Genomic DNA, 18,627 nt, shown 5'->3' with positions numbered 1-18,627 from the left:
CGAGGTTTACCCGGCTGATACAGCCTCCGCAATACCGTCTCATCGTCGGCTAAAATCGCCATCGCAGCATAATATTTATTAATTTTTGAATTAAGAAACATTAAAACAAAGACGAACATGACTCCGTAACAAAACAAAATCGAATAAAAAAAAGGCAATTTCGTCTAAGTTTTAGAAAACAGAAAATATAAGAAACACTTAACATAATCACATTGTTTATTACTCCTGCCAGACTCAATATTAAAATAAAACCTATAACCCTGAATTATAACAAACTTAACCCCACCCTACTCCACAACGATTAAACCTCATGTATACTGGCGACCTAATAATATTACCATTGGGCTACATCCATATTTTTATGGAATAAAATATTAACATTTACAGGGGCAATCAAATCATGAAAATGAGGAAAGGCGTTGTATTTTTTGCTCTGTTCTCAGCATATTCATTTAATCTATTAGCCGCAGAAATGAATGCCGGGACGATTCATTTTACTGGAGAGATTATCGAACCAAGTTGTGTCATTGATGGCGATAATGGCAACGAAAGTACTATACCGCTGGGTACCTGGCCGACATCATTATTTACCACTGTGGGTACAGAAACAGATCTGGTCGATGTCGATATAAAACTGACTGACTGTCCGGTAACGACAGAAGGCCTGACTTCCGTGCAGTTAACCTTTAACGGCCCTACCGCATTAACTAAGTCCAAAACGCTGCTTGACGTCAGCCAGATCACGACCGCAGGAGAGACGGCCGCTACCGGAATCGGCATTGCTCTTAGCCCAGCTAACTTACCAACAACGTTGCTGGCATTTGATGGCTCCGAAGGGCAAGTTTATGTCCCGCTATCAACAGAGTCCACCGATACCATTCAGGCTCATCTTCAGGCTCGCTATAAATCGTTCGCAAAAGAAGTTACTGCTGGCCCAGCCGATGCGGACATGACAATTAATATTTTATATCGCTAATACTTCCTGTTTTTACGCCTGGAATAATCCAGGCACTCAATGCTGTTGACAATATTTAATACTATTACGGATCCATTTTATGCGTATCCTTATTATGGTGGCATTATTTCCACCTCTCTTTTACTCGCATTTTTGTCCGGCGAGTGGAATTCAGGTTGGCCGCACACGGATTATTTTTGATGCTAAGAAAAAGGAGGTCGCACTGGCGTTGACCAATACTGACACGCAACTGCCATGGTTAATTCAGTCGTGGACTGATACAGGGGATGAGAAAACGCGGGGACCTTTTATCGTTACTCCACCACTTTTTCGCCTCAACGCGCAAAGAGAGCAGAGTCTGCGTATCACCTGGAACGGAACGCCGATGCCAGAGAATAAAGAATCGCTATTTTATATGAACGTGCGCACTATTCCGGCCACCGTCAAAGAGGATGAAAGTAAAAATATTCTTCGGCTAATCTATAAAACCCGACTCAAACTGTTCTGGCGCCCTAAAAATATTACGGGCTCACCGGAACAAAGCTGTGAGAAATTACAGTTTGTGCGCTCAGGTAACCAGTTACAGGTAACGAATAATAACGCCTTCTATACGGTTTTCGATAGTTTGCACTTGGGAACAGTTTCACTCCCGAAAGCAGATATGGTGGCACCTTTCAGCACCGCCACTTTCCCATTACCCAAGCAGGATAACGGTAAGCAGGTCACATGGCATTGCATTACCGACTACGGAAATGCCTCACAACAATACTCAGCCCCGTTGAGCAAGGGGGGTTAATGTTGCGACGTTCAACGTTTCCTTCTTCGAAGCTATCGTTATTAATCCGCGGTCTTCTTAGCGTTGCATTTGTCGTTTCAGGCAACGCTCTCGCGCGAGAATACTCCTTTTCCTCTTCATCACTGGAGGGCAACGAACTCTCGCAGCAGAATATCGATTTGTCGCTTTTTTCTCGCGAAAATGCACAAATGCCCGGTACCTGGCCTTCACGACTACGGCTCAATAAGACATTGTTGGGTGAAGAACTGGTTACCTATATAAGTGCCGCAGATGGTGCGCTTCAGGCGCAGATCACGCCGGAAATGCTGCGCCACTGGGGCGTTAAAATCGAGAACAATCAGTCACTTGCGGATTCCCCAGCGAATATTCCTCTGCCACATCCGTTGGGGTATTACATCCCACAAGCCTCATCATCGCTCGACTTTTCCACGATGACGCTCAATATCAGCATGCCGCAGGCCGCCATTGCGAATCCGGCCAGGGACGGTATTGACTCGTCACTGTGGGATGACGGCGTACCGGTTCTGTTCACGGATTACAGTTATTCAGGTTCACAGACCCGTGACGGTAACCATAATACCTCTGACAGCCAGTACCTCAATCTGCGTAGTGGTCTTAACCTGGGCGGGTGGCGGGTACGCAACTATTCCACCTGGAGCAAATCTGAAAGCATCAATGCCTGGGATGCCATTAATACCTATCTACAACATGATATTGATGTGCTACGCAGCCAGTTTACCGCGGGTGAAAACAGCACCCGTGGCGATGTCTTCGACAGTATTCAGTACACAGGTGTAAACCTGGCCTCTGATGATGAAATGTTACCTTATAGCCAGCGCGGCTACGCACCCATCATACGCGGGATCGCCAGTTCAAATGCAGAAGTCTCTATCCGGCAAAATGGCTATTTGATCTACCAGCAAAACGTTGCCCCAGGGGCTTTTGAGATTTCCGATCTCTACTCTACTACCAACAGCGGCGATCTGGAGGTCACCGTAAAAGAAGCCGACGGCACAGAACATCATTTTACCCAACCCTACTCCAGCACCGCCGTGATGTTACGACCCGGCGGGATAAAATACGAAGTTACCGCGGCCCGTTATCGGGCGGCCAGCGGCAGCAACGAGAAAGAGCCCGAATTCGCTCAGGCCAGTTTTATCTACGGTTTGAACAATGCCGCAACGCTGTTCGGCGGAGCCACTTCTTCTGGTGATTATCAGGCTGCGAACGCCGGTATCGGCATTGCACTGAGTAATTTGGGCGCACTCTCGGCTGATGTCACAGCCGCCAGAACTACGCTGGATAATGATCAAACAAGTTCCGGACAGTCTTATCGCCTGCTTTATTCAGGGAAGATAGAGCGTACCGACACCAATTTCACGCTCGCCAGCTATCGCTACTCAACGCAGGGCTATTACAGCTTTAGTGATGCCAATAAAAAATATAGTGGCAATGAAGATGACCTGATGTTCAGCTATAACAAACGTAATCGCATTCAGGCCAGCATCAGCCAAACATTGCTGGGTAGCAGCATCTACCTGAACGGTTATCAGCAGGACTACTGGGGAACTTCAGAGTCGGAACGCAGCCTGTCTGCCGGGGTAAATACGACGATCAATAAGATTAGCTATCATCTGACTTATACCTACAGTAAAACCAGTGATGGGCCAGACGATCAAATGGTAGCCTTCGGGCTCAGCGTGCCACTCAGCCGCTGGCTGCCCAATGCCTGGTCGAACTACAACGTCAGCAGCAGCAAGCATGGATATACCCGCCATAACATCGGCCTGAACGGCACTCTACTTGACGATCAGCGCCTGAGCTACTCCCTACAACAAAGCCACAGCAACCACGATGGCGAGGATACCAGCAGTATTTACAGCAGCTACCGCTCGCAGTATGCCAATCTGAACGCTGGCTACTACACCTCGTCAGATAACTCGCAGCAGCTGAGTCTGGGTGCCAGCGGCGCGATAGTCGCCCATCCTCATGGCGTCACTCTCTCTCAACCGCTGGGCGATCAATTTGCTATTGTCTCTGCACAAGGAGCTAAAGGTATCCGGTTTCAGAATCAGCGCGGTGTCCGAACTGACTGGCAGGGCAATGCGGTGATTCCCTCTCTGACGCCGTATCAAAAAAACAGCATTCGTATTGATACCACAAGCCTGCCGGATGATGTTGACACCGATGCAACCGCTGCCACCGTCATTCCAAGCCGTAGCGCTGCGGTGGCGGCTAACTTTGTCGCCCACATAGGTTATCGGATGCTACTCCATCTCACCGATGCCAGGGGACAAGTGATTCCTTTTGGTGCGATGGTCTCCGTCGATAATGCCTCAATTCTCGGTATCGTTGATGATACCGGCACCGTCTACCTCGCAGGGGTTCCGACGACCTTTCCGATAACCATTCAGTGGGGGAAGGGTCGTGAACAGCAATGCCATGCCAGCGTGGTTCTCTCTGAGACCGAACACGTTGAGAATCTTGCAGGCATTTTCTCAACCCAAGCCATTTGCAAACAGGAATAACATATGCGCCACACTTTTGCGGTCGTATTGACCTCTGCTCTATTTATATTACCTGGTTCAGTCCAGGCGGCGATCGCACTGTTAACGAATTGCTTTGGAGCACCTGTTGACTATTCAGTGTCATATGAACATGAACTCAGCAGCACGGAAAATATCACAAATTATTCATACTTAACGCGGAGCTACATGCCAGGCACCGGGCCGGAGCTCGAAGCCAGTTGCACATGTCCCGCCAACACCACGTCAGCATCAGCGATTAATGAATACAATTTCGCCGGTAGCCCGCTGACGGCAGGCGTCAGTGGATACGGAGTCTTAACAGAGAATCTGGATATCAAGGTTTCGGGATTTAATGACGCTATCGACAATCCCGATGGCGATGGCTTAAGTGAAATCAGAATCACCGAGTACCCCACCCCAATGGCCAATATGCCCGGAGAAAAAGCATTGCAAAAACAGACTGAAGGTAATGCTGACGTTTGTAACGATGAAACGCGACCGACCGGAGGCGCAACGATAAAACGAAAGTTCAAGCCGAGCGTAATACGTTTTTATTTGTACATAAAAAAACCGATCTTGGGTGAAGAGATCATCAACCCAACGTTGGTCGTGCAAAGCTATGCCTGTTTATATACAGGCAGCGGTTCTTGCCAGAACACCGATGCACAGCTGGTGTCCAATATCTGGCTTAGCGGCAAACTCACGGCCCCGCTCAGTTGTACGATTAACGCTGGTAGCACCATTGAGGTTGAGATGGGGAGTATTATCAGTAGCCAGTTTGTTAGCCAGGGTCAACCGCCAAGAGGCTATACGCTGAAAGATGTCGATATCGCCTACCATTGTGACGGCCCTGCCATCGGCAACAGCGACAAGATTAAGCTGACGTTGACCGCCGATCAGGGCGTGGTAGAGGGTAGCCAGTCCTACATCGCAAAACTGATTGGCAGAAACGATCTCGGTATCAGAATGTTTGATGCAAATAATCAGAACGTAATACTGGATGGTTCTGTGGACTTTCCGGTCACCCTGGATGAAAAGGGAAATGGCATAATTAACATGACGGCTGCGCCGGTCTCTACCACCGCCAGCCGCCCGGAACCAGGAAGCTTTGAAGGCAACATGACCGTTAAAATGGATTTACGCTGAAAACTTTTCCCCTCAGACCCACACAGCGACCTGAGGGGAGCCACGCAACAATCAGAAACCGAGGCTGTCCAGCAGGTCGTCAACCTGATCCTGACTTGCCACCACGCCAGCTTTTGAGGTGTCAACCTGCGGGCCGTTCAGCAAGCTTTCGTTTTCGCGTTTTGGACGAGCGCCCTGCTCCGGAATGTTTTCCAGCAGAACCATCAGCAACTGACGTTCAATCTCCTGAATAACATCCATCATGCGCTTGATGACCTGACCAGTGAGGTCCTGGAAATCCTGCGCCATCATGATGTCCAGCAGCTGGGCATTAGTAAAGCTGGTATGTCCAGGCACGTCACCAAGGAACTGACGGGTGTCGGTAACCAGTTCACGGGCATCAGACAGCTCGATCGGATTTTCGAACCATTCATCCCAGCGTTTGGTCAGGTCTTTGGCACCTTTTTCCATCGCGTCCTGGTGCGGCTGCGAAGCTTCCACGCTGTTCAGCGCGCGCTCTGCCGCCTGCGCGGTCATTTGCACAACGTAATCGAGACGATCGCGGGCATCGGGAATCGCTTCCGCCGCTTCGGCAATGGCCTGATCCAGCCCCAGTTCGCGCAGGCTGTCGCGCAGCATTCGGGTCAAACTGCCGATGCGCGCGATGATGTCCCCTGCTGAGTGTTCGTCAGCAGGTTTAATTTGTGGTTGCATCATCATTATCACACCCTCACATGCCCAGTTTCTCAAAGATCTTATTGAGTTTTTCTTCCAGCGTTGCCGCCGTAAACGGTTTCACGACATAACCACTGGCGCCTGCCTGCGCTGCCGCAATGATGTTTTCTTTTTTCGCTTCTGCCGTAACCATCAGCACCGGCAGGGAGGACATTCCGCCATCTGCGCGAATGGTTTTCAGCAGTTCCAGGCCGTCCATGTTCGGCATGTTCCAGTCGGAAATGACAAAACCAAATCCCCCAGCCTGCAGCTTATTCAGCGCATCCACGCCGTCTTCCGCCTCTTCAACATTGTTGAACCCCAGCTCTTTGAGCAGGTTACGCACGATGCGACGCATGGTGGAAAAGTCATCCACAACCAAAAACTTAAGCTCTTTATCCGCCATAAAAAATAGACTCCTGATTCAAATACGTATTGCCTGTCCGGCACTGATTTTCGCCAACATTTGCTGGCTTACCTGGCTAAGATCGACCACTTCGCTTACGCCACCCATATTGATGGCCTCGCGCGGCATGCCGAACACCACACAACTTGCTTCATTTTGCGCAATGGTCCAGGCGCCAGCCTGGTTCATCGCTAACATTCCGGCAGCGCCATCGTTGCCCATGCCGGTCAGGATCACTCCCACAGCATTACGCCCCGCATGTTTCGCCACCGAATGGAACAGCACATCCACTGAAGGCCGGTGCCGGTTAACCGGCGGGCCGTCATGAATTTTGATTTGGTAGTTCGCGCCGCTGCGCGCCAGTTCCATATGTTTGTCACCGGGCGCAATGTACGCATGCCCCGGAAGCACACGCTCCCCGTCTTCTGCTTCTTTCACCGTGATCTGACACAGTTTGTTCAGACGTTCGGCGAACGAGCGGGTAAATCCTGGCGGCATATGCTGGGTGATAAGAATACCCGGGCTTGAAAGCGGCAATGGCTGGAGTACATGGCGAATTGCCTCTGTTCCTCCGGTTGAGGCGCCAATCACCAGCAATTTTTCCGAACTGAGTAACGGCCCTGCCTTCAAGGTCGTCGGTGCAGCCATGGGCTTATGGGCCGCCAGTTTTGCCCGCGATGCGGTGCGGATCTTCTCCGCGATCATTTCGCTGTAGGCCAGCATCCCTTCACGGATCCCCAGTTGTGGTTTGGTGACAAAATCAATTGCCCCCAACTCCAGCGCCCGCAGCGTGACCTCTGAACCTTTACCGGTCAGCGAAGAAACCATGACTACCGGCATCGGACGCAGACGCATCAACTTCTCAAGAAAGTCGAGTCCGTCCATGCGCGGCATTTCCACATCCAGCGTCAGGACGTCGGGATTGTATTTTTTGATTAAATCCCGGGCGACCAATGGATCCGGTGCCGTCGCCACCATTTCCATATCGCTGTGGCTATTAATAATTTCGGTCATGATTTGACGCATCAATGCAGAATCATCAACCGACAACACCCTGATTTTACTCATGCTTTATCCTTACCTGGCGCATGCGCATACACGGTCTGTCCACGCAGGCTAAACTCGCGCACGAGGTTGCTAAAGTTTTCTGAATGACCTGCAAACAGCAGCCCATCGGGTTTAAGAAGTGGAACAAAACGATGCAAAATGTCCTGCTGTGTCGTTTTATCGAAGTAAATCATTACATTACGGCAAAATATGGCATCGAAGGGCCCTGGCACGTTGTACTGCTTATCCAGTAAATTCACGCTGGAAAATTCAACATGCCCCGCCAGCTCCTGCCGGACGCGTACCAGCCCTTCATGCGGTCCGGTGCCGCGCATGAAATAACGCTGCAACTGTTGTGGTGACAGCGTCTTCAGCTCATCAAGACGGTAAATGCCGCTTCTGGCCTTTTCCAGCACTTCGGTATCAATGTCGCTGGCAAAAACACGCCAGCGACCCGGCGCCATACCTAAGGTATCGGCGAGCGTAATGGCAATGCTGTACGGCTCTTCTCCGGTTGACGCTGCCGCACTCCAGACACGGTATTCACCGCTACGCCGACGAGCATGATCTGACAGCACCGGAAAATGGTGCCCTTCGCGAAAAAACGCGGTCAGGTTGGTGGTCAGAGAGTTAATAAAAGCCTGCCACTCAGCACTGTTCTGGTTAGCTTCCAGCATGCTGAGATAACGACCAAAGTCATCCAGTCCCAGGGTTCGCAGACGGCGGACCAGGCGGTTATACACCATGTCCCGTTTATGGTCGGCCAGTACGATCCCCGCACGCTGGTAGATTAATTGACATATCCGACGAAAATGCGCGTCAGACAGCGCGAGGCGCTGTGTCATCTGTAACAATAATGACGTTTGCCCGGAGGGCAGAGATGATGTCATAGCGCCTTCTCAATCACATTCAGGATACAACGGGCACAACCTGCGGCTGCGCCAACTCTTGTTTTGCTACGTTTTGCTCTTCAAGCTTAAAAAATGCGACACAGGCAGAAAGATGATCGGCCTGCGTGGCGAGTTGTCCGGTGGCGGATGCGGCTTCTTCCACCAGCCCGGCGTTTTGCTGCGTCACGGAGTCCATCTGGCTGACGGCCTGCGCCACCTGTTCAATGCCTCTGCGTTGTTCATCGGACGCCGAGGCAATCTCCCCCATGATGTCGTTCACCCGGGTAACGGAGCTGACAATTTCTGTCATCGTGCGCGCCGCCATATCCACCAGTTGCGATCCCTGCTGAACCCGGGTGACAGACTCCTCAATCAGTCCCTTAATTTCCTTTGCTGCCTGTGCGCTCCGGCTGGCCAGATTGCGCACTTCTCCAGCAACAACGGCAAAACCGCGCCCCTGTTCCCCCGCACGGGCAGCCTCTACTGCGGCATTCAGCGCCAGGATATTGGTCTGAAAGGCAATGCTGTCAATCACCCCGATAATGTCGCCAATTTTCTGCGAGCTGGCGGAAATCTCATGCATCGTACTGGCGACCCGCGAGGTCTGCTCCCCACCTTTATGCGCTGTATCTGCCGCACTTTTGGCAATTCCTGAAGCCTGGCGCGCGTTATCCGCATTCTGCCCAACGGTGGCAGTGAGTTGTTCCATACTGGCGGCCGTTTGCGCCAGTGCAGCCGCCTGCTGTTCAGTTCGTGAAGACAAATCGTTATTGCCCATCGCGATCTCTGAAATGCCGCTATGCATGGCTGAGCTACCCTGGCGAACTTCACTCACCGTTTCACGCAGCGCCTGCTGCATCTTCTTCAGGCTGGCAAAAATGGCCGAGATCTCATTGCGACCATAAACCGCTACCGGCCGTGCCAGGTTACCCGCGGCAATACTGTCGAAATGGCTGCCGATAATCGCCAGCGGCTGGACAATCATCTTGCGCGACCAGTACAACGCCGCACTGGTTAACAGCACCGCCAGTACCACCATGACAGCGAAAATCACCCCCGACATATGATAATTTCGCTGGCTGAGATCCCCTGCTGTTTGCAACACGCGGTCGATGTTGCTCTGCCACGCATTAACATTCGCATCAAAAGCAGCCTGCGAAGCCTGCACCGGCGCGGTCAGAAAATCCGACAATTGGTTGTTCTCAAGCCAGGTTGCCTGATGAACCAGATCGCTATGCCATTGGCTAAAGCTTTTCTCCATCGCGCCAATCAGCGCCTTCCCTTGTTCTGTGGTATCCGACGTCGCCATAAAGCGTTTAAACATTGACTCGGACTGCGCCAGGCTATCGCGCGCAAGCGTCATCAAGGCTTTGATATCCTCTGGCGGATAGCTCAGGGCTGTCAGCGTTCCTGCCTTATTCAGGGCCGTACTGGCCTGTAATAACACAGCACGGGTTTGGGCCAGCGCAGCGCGTTGCTGGTTACTCCGTTCGACCTGATTCAGGTTTTGAAAACCGTCCCGAAATGCCCAAAAGGACAAGCCATTACTGCCAATCTGCAAAACACCGCAGAGGATTAAAATCAAAAACAGCGTGGTCGAAATTCGAATACGATTAAACATCAACGCTCCCATCAGGCGGCGCAGGCCGCGGTTTAACTACCAGTCAAAATGTTTCCCAATTCGTATCTTGTTCAATATTCTGGCGCGGAGATGATGCAGTCACAGTCGCCGCCGCAGGTAACCGTGTATCACGGGGTTTAGCCGACGCTGGGCGTGACGCGAGACGGAAAATCGACACCGACTGGGTTAGGCGACTGGCCTGTTCTTCGAGCGCTGCCGCTGCGGCAGCCGATTCCTGAACCAGCGAGGCGTTCTGTTGCGTCACACGATCCATTTCAGATACTGCAAGCGCAACCTGATCTATCCCGCGGCTCTGCTCGTCTGAAGCGGAGGCGATTTCCCCCATAATGTCGGTCACCCGCGTCACCGCGTTGACAATGTCATTCATGGTTTCCCCGGCGCTCTCTACCAGTACAGAACCGGTATCCACTCGGGAAACAGAGTCTTCAATCAATGCTTTGATCTCTTTCGCCGCCTGCGCACTACGGCTCGCCAGATTACGCACTTCACCTGCGACTACGGCAAAACCACGCCCCTGCTCACCGGCACGCGCAGCTTCAACCGCCGCATTCAGTGCGAGAATGTTGGTCTGGAAAGCAATGCCATCGATGACGCTGATGATGTCGGCAATTTTCTTCGAACTATCGGCAATTTCATGCATGGTGTTCACCACGCTATCAACCACTTTGCCGCCATGCTGTGCGGTATCGGAGGCGCTTTTCGCCAATTGAGAAGCCTGACGCGCGTTATCCGCATTTTGCTTCACGGTTGCGGTCAGTTGTTCCATGCTGGCTGCGGTCTCTTCCAGCGCAGACGCCTGTTGCTCAGTACGGGAGGAAAGATCGGTGTTACCACTGGCAATTTCGCTGGTACCGGAATAAATCGCATCAGAGCCTTCACGTACCAGGGTGACAGTTTCCGTCAGCGAACGTTGCATATGGTCAACCGTACTGGCCAGCTCACCAATCTCGTTACGTCCATGGACCGTCAGCGTCGCGGTTAAATTACCGCTGGCGATCTCACGGATATGAGCAATAACGCGCGCCAGAGGGTTGAGCAAGGTATGACGGATGCCATACCACACCACCACCAGAATCAGCACCAGCACCACGGCCAGAATACCGAGCTGCCATTGAGCGAAGTGGTAATCACGCGCGCTTTGATCGAATGCCTGAACGTAAAGCTTCTCGCTAACGCTGGCATACTTACCCAACGCCTCGCCGAGCGCGTTTTGCATTCCCTGAGTGGGTTGCGCGAAATAGGCGTCCATATTGCCGTTTTCCAGAAACTGGACCAGTTCTGATAAGGCCGCATGGTACTGCTGATACTTCTCATCGACACTGCCGCTGGCTTCTGCCATCTCCGGCAACGGCGTGATGTTTTTAAATTTTGCGTAATGCGTTTCTGCCTGCGCCAGCGATGCTTTCGCATTCTTCAGCAGATCGTTTTTCGCACTGCTTTGCTGATTGGACGCATCCATCATCATACGCGCGGAAGAACGGCTTAAATTAATTCGTGTCTGCAGCATCAGATCCCATGTCGAGGTGAGTTCGCTTTGCTGCTGTCGAAGATCGTTAGAAATAACAAAACTTTGCTGATTCTGCTGCAATGAAGAAAACAACAGACCACCGGAAACAAGCTGTAGCAGTGCGAAAACCCCCAGCACCATCATCAGCATTGTGACAACGCGGATACGGTTAAACATAAGGCACCTTCCTGAAAACGAGTTATCAACGTTATCGGCACTCGCTGAGATAACTTTACGTTTGCGAAAGGGAAATACAGGAAGGAAATAAAGTCAGGCGGAACCACTGAACAGCAGTTGAACGACCACTACAAGCCATTCACATAAAAACATCATAATTATCATGTAAATAACATTTATATCTGCCTGTTCTTGTGGTCAGATGAGAACAATCATGCATTTTATCGTGACAGAGATCACATATTGACCTTGTAAATACCACAACAAAATGAATAAAAAATTAAAAAAAGTTGTATCCGCTTACGCTTTAATTCAATTTATATGATGAATATTTAGTTACCACTTAATAAGTATAAAAAATGAGTAACCGAACAATAAATGTTAAATCCTTACTGAGGGCTTTTTAGTGGCAAATGCAAACAAACTCACGTTGTTTATTGTGATCTTCATGCTGGCGGGGATCCTGTCGGGTGCAGTCATCCACTCTTATGCCTCCCCCGGCATTGTTACCGCCTGGGCTGATAATATTACGCTTCTCACTGACATCTTTTTACGCCTGATTAAGATGGTGATTGCGCCTTTAGTCTTCAGCACCCTGACCGTGGGTATTATGCGCTTGGGCGAAACCTCAACCATCGGGCGCGTGGGCGGCAAAGCGATGATCTGGTTTATCAGCTCTTCTATTCTGTCTATTCTGGTCGGTCTGTTTGTGGTCTCGCTCGAACAACCTGGCAGCGGCCTGAATCTGGCGATTCCGCTGGAAGCCACTGATACCGGCCTGGCTGTGGGCGGTATGAGCCTGAAAGGTTTTCTGACTCACACCATCCCCACCAGCATCGCCGAGGCGATGGCCAACAATGAGATCCTGCAAATCGTCGTGTTCTCGATGTTCTTCGGTATTGGTGGAGCATCGCTCGGCGAAAAATTTAACGCCCCGCTGGTTGCCGCGCTGGATGTCGTCTCCCACATTATGTTGAAGGTAACCGGTTACGTGATGTATGTTGCGCCGCTGGCTATTTTTGCCGCCATTTCCTCCGTTATCTCTACCCAGGGCCTGGGGATCCTGCTCAACTATGCGTCGTTCATTGGTGGTTATTATGTGGCCATTTTGCTGACCTGTCTGGTCCTGCTGGCCGTGGGTTATGTGATGCTGAAAAAAGAGGTGTTCCGCCTGGTCAGCATGCTGAAAGCCCCGGTTCTGGTCGCCTTTACCACCAGCAGTTCCGAAGCCGCTTATCCGAAAACGCTGGAGCAATTAACCAAATTTGGTTGCTCGCCCAATATCGTGTCATTTGTACTGCCTATCGGTTATTCGTTTAACCTGGTGGGTTCCATGGTCTACTGCTCATTTGCTTCTATGTTTATCGCACAGGCCTACAATATCCATCTCTCCTTTGCAGAAATCACCGTCCTGATGTTGACCCTGATGCTGGCGTCCAAAGGGATTGCCGGTGTGCCGCGTTCTGCGCTGGTAGTGCTGGCGGCAACCATTCCAAGCTTTAATATTCCGGTTGCAGGAATTTTGCTACTGATGGGTATCGACCATTTCCTCGATATGGGTCGTTCAGCGATCAACGTATTGGGTAACGGGATTGCAACGGCGATGCTGGCACAGGATGAAGGTTTACTGGAAGAAGAACCGGAGCTGGTTGAGCGGAAAGCGTAAGAAGGAAAGTTGCCGGATGCGCTACGCTTATCCGGCCTACAACAGCAATTATTGTAGGCCGGATAATATGTTTACTTGTTTATGCCATATGAGCGGCGGCAATATCTAACAACGCCATCTCTTCGCTGTTCAGCAGTTTCTCAATGTTGACCAGAATCAGCATCCGATCTCCCAGCGCGCCCAGTCCCGTCAGATATTCCGTTGACAGCGTAACCGCGAATTCCGGTGCCGGTCGGATTTGATCGGTTGTCAGCGACAGCACGTCAGATACGCCATCCACCACAATCCCAACCACTCGTTGTCCCAGATTCAGCACAATCACCACGGTGTTTTCGTTGTAATCGACATCGCTCTGGCTAAACTTCACGCGCAGATCAACAATCGGCACAATCACACCGCGCAGGTTCGTTACGCCTTTGATGAACGCTGGCGTGTTAGCAATGCGGGTTACCTGATCGTAACCACGGATTTCCTGCACTTTCAGGATATCGATACCGTACTCTTCATCCCCCAGCGTGAACACGAGGAATTCCTGACCTGACGGTTCGCCGGCCAGTTTAGTTACATTACTCATACCGGTCATATTATTCCCTTTCTTACTCAATCAGGCGGCTGTGATCGCCACACGTTGTTCGCGGTTTAACCCCTGCAATGCAGACACATCAACAATCAACGCGACACTACCGTCGCCGAGAATCGTTGCAGCAGAAATACCTGGCACTTTGCGGTAGTTGCTTTCCAGGTTTTTGACCACCACCTGGTGTTGGCCAATTAACTGATCGACAAGCAGCGCATAGCGACGACCTGCGCTTTGTAAAATCACCACGATGCCCTGCGTTGCTTCGGTTTTTGCGCCTTCAACTTCGAAGACTTTCCACAACTCAACCAGCGGCAAATATTCGCCACGCACTTCCAGAACGCGCTCTCCTCCGGCCAGCGGATGGAGATCTTCTTCGCGCGGTTGCAGTGACTCCATAACGGCATTCAGCGGCAGAATAAAGACTTCGTCCGCCACGCGTACGGACATCCCGTCAAGGATCGCCAGCGTCAGCGGCAGCAAAATTCGGATGGTCGTTCCCTGTCCTTGCTTCGATTGGATCTCAACATGGCCGCCCATCTCCTGAATATTTCGTTTCACCACATCCATACCCACACCGCGACCAGAGACATCCGTCACCTGCTCGGCCGTTGAGAAGCCCGGAGCGAAAATCAGCATACCGACTTCGTCATCGCTCATATTTTCGTGGATCGGCATCCCCTGGGAGATCGCTTTGGCGAGGATTCGTTCGCGGTTCAGACCAGCGCCATCATCGGTCACTTCAATACAAATATTCCCACCCTGGTGTTCGGCGGAAAGCGTCAGATTGCCAATGGGGCTTTTCCCGGCTTCGAGACGTTTTTCCGGCAGTTCAATACCGTGGTCCAGGCTGTTACGCACCAGATGCGTCAATGGATCGATGATGCGTTCAATCAGGCTTTTATCGAGTTCTGTTGAACTCCCCACCTGCGTCAGCTCAACCTGTTTACCCAATTTACCGGCCAGGTCGCGGACCAGGCGTGGGAAACGGCTGAACACGTACTCCATCGGCATCATACGAATCGACATCACCGACTCTTGCAAATCGCGGGCGTTACGTTGTAACTGACCCATACTGGTGATCAGATCGCCGTGATTAACAGGATCCAGTTCATTAGAACGCTGGGCCAGCATTGACTGGGTAATCACCAGCTCACCGACCAGGTTAATGAGCTGATCAACCTTCTCAACCGCTACGCGGATACTGGTCGATTCACTGGCGCGGGCTGGTTTGTCACGCTCTGCGCGGGCGTGTGGCGCTTCACTGGCGGCGGCTTTAGCCGCAGGCACAACGGCAACCGGCTGCGGCGTCGCAACCGCGGCTACCGCTTCACTTTCCGCTTTTGTATCAACAGCCACGGGCGCTGCGCTGACGGTTTCGAATTCAATCTGGTCAGCTTCAATTACGAAGCAGAGCACCGCAATGATGTCATCTTCCGCGAGGTTGCCATCCAGCGTTGCTGACAACGTGTCGCTCCCTTTCACTACATCGGTTAAGGTCGCCAGATTCCCCAGCTCCTCTTCCAGCAGATCGACTTCACTGGATTTCAGACGCGAGAGAATAATGCGTTTCTTGCTCTCTTCGCTGGCCGCAGCGGGATTGGCAACGGCTTCTTCCTGTATCGCCGCGCTGTCAACAACGCTCAGCTTTGCGGTATTGACGAGCGCGGGTGAGGTTTCACCTTTTGCTTCAAGCGCTAACTGTCGTAACGCATTACAAATGTACTCAAAGCTGGCGGCATCCGGCTCTTCTGAGTTTTTATAGGCGTCGAGCTGTTCCTGCATAATATCTTTCGTTTCCAAAAACAGGTTGATAATGTCGGCATTAAGCTGCATCTCGCCACGCCGCGCTTCATCCAGCAGGTTTTCCATCAGATGGGTCGTTTCCTGCAAAATGGTAAAACCGAAGGTGCCCGCGCCGCCTTTTATCGAGTGCGCGGCACGAAAAATGGCATTCAGCTGTTCGGAATCCGGGGCTTCAGGAACCAAATCGAGCAGGTGTTGCTCCATGTCGGCCAACAGTTCGTCGGCTTCATCAAAAAAAGTCTGATAAAAATCGCTAATATCCATGCTCACGCTATCACCTCGGATTGGCTGGTGGCGATGTGGGAACGCTTACCGGCGGAAGTTCCGCTGGCTGTTGTAAGACACTTACCGGCTCATTCTGGCTTTCAGCGTTTTCATGCAAAATGGCCTCTTCTGCCTGCTTATTGAGAACCAGCAGGCTAATACGGCGGTTGATGGCGTCCTCAGGACCGCGATCGCTCAGACGCATCGTGGCGGCCATGCCTACCACCCGTAATACTTTTCCATCATCCAGACCGCCGCTAACCAGCTCGCGACGCGACGCATTAGCGCGATCGGCAGACAGTTCCCAGTTGCTGTACCCTTTCTCACCGTTGGCGTAAGGGTAATCATCCGTATGCCCAGAAAGACTAATTCGGTTAGGGATGCCGTTGAGCACCGGCGCAATAGCCCGCAGGATATCGCGCATATACGGTTCAACTTCAGCGCTGCCGGTCTTAAACATTGGTCGGTTCTGACTGTCGATAATCTGGATCCGCAGCCCTTCCTGAACTAAATCAATTTTCAAATGCGGACGCAGCGCACGCAGTTTGGGGTCCGATTCAATCAGTTGATCGAGATCGCCGCGAAGTTTGCTTAAACGACTTTGCTCCATGCGTTTTCTCAAATCATCAATATTCGGCTGCTTGTGCACCTCTCCCTGCTGCTGGGTATAATCATCACCTCCACCTGGAATGGGACTTTCGCTATTCGAAATGCGATTACCACCAGTCACCGCGGTAGCCAGTGGGGTACGGAAATATTCGGCAATCTGGATCAATTCTTTAGGGCTGGAGATGGAAATGAGCCACATCACCAGAAAGAAGGCCATCATCGCGGTCATAAAATCGGCGTAGGCGATTTTCCACGAACCATGCGCCCCACCACCGTGACCTTTATGTTTGCGCCGCTTTACGACGATAATGGGATGGGCCTGATTTTTCATGCGTCCTCGGTCGTCTGCTGCGCCGCTGGATTTCTCACCGCACGAACATGCTCTTCCAGTTCGATAAACGAAGGACGTTCGCTGGAATACAATGTTTTACGACCAAATTCGACGGCAATCGGCGGGGCGTAACCATTCAGGTTGGAGAGCAGCGTGATCTTCACACACTGCATCATCTTGGTTGTTTCAGCACTTTTCTGACGCAGGACGCTGGCAAGTGGAGAAATAAAACCATAGGCCAGTAAAATACCGAGGAATGTCCCCACCATCGCATGCGCAATCAGCGAACCCAGCTCAGCCGCCGGACGATCGGCAGAAGCCAGCGCGTGGACAACGCCCATAACCGCCGCCACGATCCCGAAGGCCGGTAGCGAGTCGCCAACCATCGCCAGACTATTAGCCGGCACTTCGGCTTCGCTCTCATGAGTCTCAATTTCTTCGTCCATCAGCGCTTCAATTTCAAACGTATTCATGTTGCCGCTGATGATCAGACGCAGATAATCGACAATAAAATCAAGCATCACGGCATCCGCAAGAATGCGTGGATAGCTGGCGAAGATTTCACTCTCTTTAGGGTTTTCGATATCACGTTCGAGAGAGAACATGCCCTGCTGACGTGACTTAGCCATCAGGCGATAGAGCAGCGCCAGCAGATCCATATACATCGCTTTGGTGTATTTCGAACGGCGAAAAAGCATCGGGATCGCTTTCATCGTCCCTTTGATGGCTTTTCCGTTATTGCCGACGATGAACGCCCCAATACCCGCGCCACCGATAATCACCAGCTCAGCCGGTTGATAGAGTGCCCCAAGGTGTCCGCCGGTCATCATGTAGCCGCCGAAAACTGTACCAATAACAACCAGGTAACCTAATAAGATAAGCACGACATCATCCTTTCGCAATTGACTATGACAGGATGCGCAGTCGGGTAGTTAACTTGAGGTCAGGACAAAAAAAGGCAGCGGTAATCGCTTACCGCTGCTGGAGTGTTTATCCACACCGTATCAGTTAAACAGCCTGTTCGATCTGTTCATCCAGCAGTTGTGGAATAATATCGGCAGCATTCTGAGAAAGTTTACGTCTTTTTACGGCCCGTGATGGCGGCTGGCATAAACTGCAGGCAAAGCTGCCTGCGGGTTGATGTGCGTGAGTGATAAAGTTCCCGCCGCAGCAGTTGCATGTGGACAATTCCAGCAATCCGCTGTCGACAAAACGAACCAGCGTCCATGCGCGAGTTAACGCCAGCAGGGGGCCTTCTTCCGGCTGCGGACACTGCTCAAGATATAAACGATACGCTTTAATTACCGCATCCACACCGCTACACAACCCTGTTTTGAGCAAAAATTGCCAGGCATTGCAAAACATCGAAGCATGGATATTTTGTTCCCACGTCATAAACCAATCGGTGGAGAAAGGAAGCATCCCTTTTGGCGGAGGACTGCCGCGTAATTCTTTGTACAGCTTGATAAGTCGACCACGGCTTAATTGCGTTTCGCTTTCCAGCATTTGCAAACGGGCGCCCAATGTGATTAATTCCATTGCCAACTGGATATCACGCGCTTCCTGAACAATGCTTTTTTCGCTCAT

The 18,627-nt window shown here is 51.4% G+C and carries 16 protein-coding genes; 5 read left to right on the top strand and 11 right to left on the bottom strand.

Translation table 11 applies throughout. The features are described 5' to 3' along the window. The first annotated feature begins 400 nt into the window (after window positions 1-400). The 4 genes from FDX04_RS11815 (at window position 401) to FDX04_RS11800 (ending at window position 5,425) form a co-directional block, all read left to right on the top strand. Entirely contained in the window at window positions 401-976 is a 576-nt protein-coding gene (locus tag FDX04_RS11815) for a fimbrial protein (protein WP_137370956.1), read from the top strand. 79 nt (window positions 977-1,055) lie between these two features. Next, the gene (locus FDX04_RS11810) at window positions 1,056-1,751 is read left to right on the top strand and encodes a molecular chaperone (RefSeq protein WP_137370955.1); all 696 of its coding nucleotides are present in this window, start codon (window positions 1,056-1,058) and stop codon (window positions 1,749-1,751) included. Next, window positions 1,751-4,279: a fimbria/pilus outer membrane usher protein gene (locus tag FDX04_RS11805; protein WP_137370954.1), complete on the top strand. Its 2,529-nt coding sequence runs from the start codon at window positions 1,751-1,753 to the stop codon at window positions 4,277-4,279. The genes FDX04_RS11810 and FDX04_RS11805 overlap by 1 nt, the downstream gene beginning before the upstream one ends. Window positions 4,280-4,465: 186 nt before the next feature. After that, a complete protein-coding gene (locus tag FDX04_RS11800) occupies window positions 4,466-5,425 on the top strand; it encodes a fimbrial protein (protein WP_249935529.1) in 960 nt (319 codons plus the stop codon). A gap of 51 nt (window positions 5,426-5,476) precedes the next feature. Here the strand turns inward: FDX04_RS11800 and cheZ are convergent, their stop codons facing one another. From cheZ to tar, 6 genes are read right to left on the bottom strand one after another with little or no spacing between them, the layout of a single operon-like run. After that, window positions 5,477-6,121, bottom strand: a complete 645-nt coding sequence (gene cheZ, locus FDX04_RS11795) for a protein phosphatase CheZ (RefSeq protein ID WP_029139578.1) — start codon at window positions 6,119-6,121, stop codon at window positions 5,477-5,479. Between the two features lie 13 nt (window positions 6,122-6,134). Next, complete coding sequence (cheY, locus tag FDX04_RS11790; RefSeq protein WP_042307777.1) at window positions 6,135-6,524, bottom strand: chemotaxis response regulator CheY; 390 nt, start codon at window positions 6,522-6,524, stop codon at window positions 6,135-6,137. Window positions 6,525-6,542: 18 nt separating this feature from the next. After that, complete coding sequence (locus tag FDX04_RS11785) at window positions 6,543-7,592, bottom strand: chemotaxis response regulator protein-glutamate methylesterase (RefSeq protein WP_038641470.1); 1,050 nt, start codon at window positions 7,590-7,592, stop codon at window positions 6,543-6,545. Then, window positions 7,589-8,461 carry a protein-glutamate O-methyltransferase CheR gene (cheR, locus tag FDX04_RS11780; RefSeq protein WP_038641472.1) on the bottom strand — a complete coding sequence of 291 codons (873 nt, stop codon included), beginning with the start codon at window positions 8,459-8,461 and terminating at the stop codon, window positions 7,589-7,591. The genes FDX04_RS11785 and cheR overlap by 4 nt, the downstream gene beginning before the upstream one ends. Before the next feature lie 19 nt (window positions 8,462-8,480). Next, complete coding sequence (gene tap, locus FDX04_RS11775; RefSeq protein ID WP_137370952.1) at window positions 8,481-10,082, bottom strand: methyl-accepting chemotaxis protein IV; 1,602 nt, start codon at window positions 10,080-10,082, stop codon at window positions 8,481-8,483. Window positions 10,083-10,125: 43 nt separating this feature from the next. Further along, window positions 10,126-11,787 (bottom strand): methyl-accepting chemotaxis protein II, encoded by a 1,662-nt coding sequence (gene tar / locus FDX04_RS11770; protein WP_061381095.1) that lies wholly within the window; start codon window positions 11,785-11,787, stop codon window positions 10,126-10,128. Between the two features lie 406 nt (window positions 11,788-12,193). On the opposite strand from tar, the gene FDX04_RS11765 reads away from it, so the two are divergent. Further along, complete coding sequence (locus FDX04_RS11765) at window positions 12,194-13,453, top strand: dicarboxylate/amino acid:cation symporter (RefSeq protein WP_137370951.1); 1,260 nt, start codon at window positions 12,194-12,196, stop codon at window positions 13,451-13,453. 79 nt (window positions 13,454-13,532) lie between these two features. On the opposite strand, the gene cheW is transcribed toward FDX04_RS11765, so the two are convergent. From cheW to flhC, 5 genes are all read right to left on the bottom strand, one after another. Continuing rightward, on the bottom strand, window positions 13,533-14,036 hold the full coding sequence (gene cheW / locus FDX04_RS11760) for a chemotaxis protein CheW (protein WP_042307767.1): 504 nt from the start codon (window positions 14,034-14,036) through the stop codon (window positions 13,533-13,535). Window positions 14,037-14,057: 21 nt separating this feature from the next. Beyond that, complete coding sequence (gene cheA, locus FDX04_RS11755) at window positions 14,058-16,106, bottom strand: chemotaxis protein CheA (protein ID WP_137370950.1); 2,049 nt, start codon at window positions 16,104-16,106, stop codon at window positions 14,058-14,060. A 4-nt stretch (window positions 16,107-16,110) separates the two neighbouring features. Continuing rightward, window positions 16,111-17,040, bottom strand: a complete 930-nt coding sequence (gene motB, locus FDX04_RS11750; protein WP_042307763.1) for a flagellar motor protein MotB — start codon at window positions 17,038-17,040, stop codon at window positions 16,111-16,113. Next, window positions 17,037-17,924 (bottom strand): flagellar motor stator protein MotA, encoded by an 888-nt coding sequence (gene motA / locus FDX04_RS11745; RefSeq protein ID WP_032939611.1) that lies wholly within the window; start codon window positions 17,922-17,924, stop codon window positions 17,037-17,039. Before motA ends, motB begins: the two co-directional genes overlap by 4 nt. Window positions 17,925-18,048: 124 nt before the next feature. Further along, window positions 18,049-18,627, bottom strand: coding sequence for a flagellar transcriptional regulator FlhC (gene flhC / locus FDX04_RS11740; protein WP_042307995.1), 579 nt, complete (start codon window positions 18,625-18,627; stop codon window positions 18,049-18,051).

It is taken from the genome of Citrobacter sp. wls615, from assembly GCF_005281355.1.
GTDB lineage: Bacteria > Pseudomonadota > Gammaproteobacteria > Enterobacterales > Enterobacteriaceae > Citrobacter > Citrobacter werkmanii.
Note: the sequence above shows the minus strand (reverse complement) of the source record. Positions and strands in the feature narration are given on the sequence as shown.

Coding starts and splice junctions, on each gene's coding strand:
- FDX04_RS11810 (WP_137370955.1), top strand. CDS start 1,056: ATGCGTATCCTTATTATGGTGGCATTATTTCCACCTCTCTTTTACTCG.
- FDX04_RS11815 (WP_137370956.1), top strand. CDS start 401: ATGAAAATGAGGAAAGGCGTTGTATTTTTTGCTCTGTTCTCAGCATAT.
- cheW (WP_042307767.1), bottom strand. CDS start 14,036: ATGACCGGTATGAGTAATGTAACTAAACTGGCCGGCGAACCGTCAGGT.
- FDX04_RS11785 (WP_038641470.1), bottom strand. CDS start 7,592: ATGAGTAAAATCAGGGTGTTGTCGGTTGATGATTCTGCATTGATGCGT.
- cheZ (WP_029139578.1), bottom strand. CDS start 6,121: ATGATGCAACCACAAATTAAACCTGCTGACGAACACTCAGCAGGGGAC.
- FDX04_RS11800 (WP_249935529.1), top strand. CDS start 4,466: ATGCCAGGCACCGGGCCGGAGCTCGAAGCCAGTTGCACATGTCCCGCC.
- FDX04_RS11805 (WP_137370954.1), top strand. CDS start 1,751: ATGTTGCGACGTTCAACGTTTCCTTCTTCGAAGCTATCGTTATTAATC.
- cheR (WP_038641472.1), bottom strand. CDS start 8,461: ATGACATCATCTCTGCCCTCCGGGCAAACGTCATTATTGTTACAGATG.
- motB (WP_042307763.1), bottom strand. CDS start 17,040: ATGAAAAATCAGGCCCATCCCATTATCGTCGTAAAGCGGCGCAAACAT.
- flhC (WP_042307995.1), bottom strand. CDS start 18,627: ATGAGCGAAAAAAGCATTGTTCAGGAAGCGCGTGATATCCAGTTGGCA.
- cheY (WP_042307777.1), bottom strand. CDS start 6,524: ATGGCGGATAAAGAGCTTAAGTTTTTGGTTGTGGATGACTTTTCCACC.
- tar (WP_061381095.1), bottom strand. CDS start 11,787: ATGTTTAACCGTATCCGCGTTGTCACAATGCTGATGATGGTGCTGGGG.
- tap (WP_137370952.1), bottom strand. CDS start 10,082: ATGTTTAATCGTATTCGAATTTCGACCACGCTGTTTTTGATTTTAATC.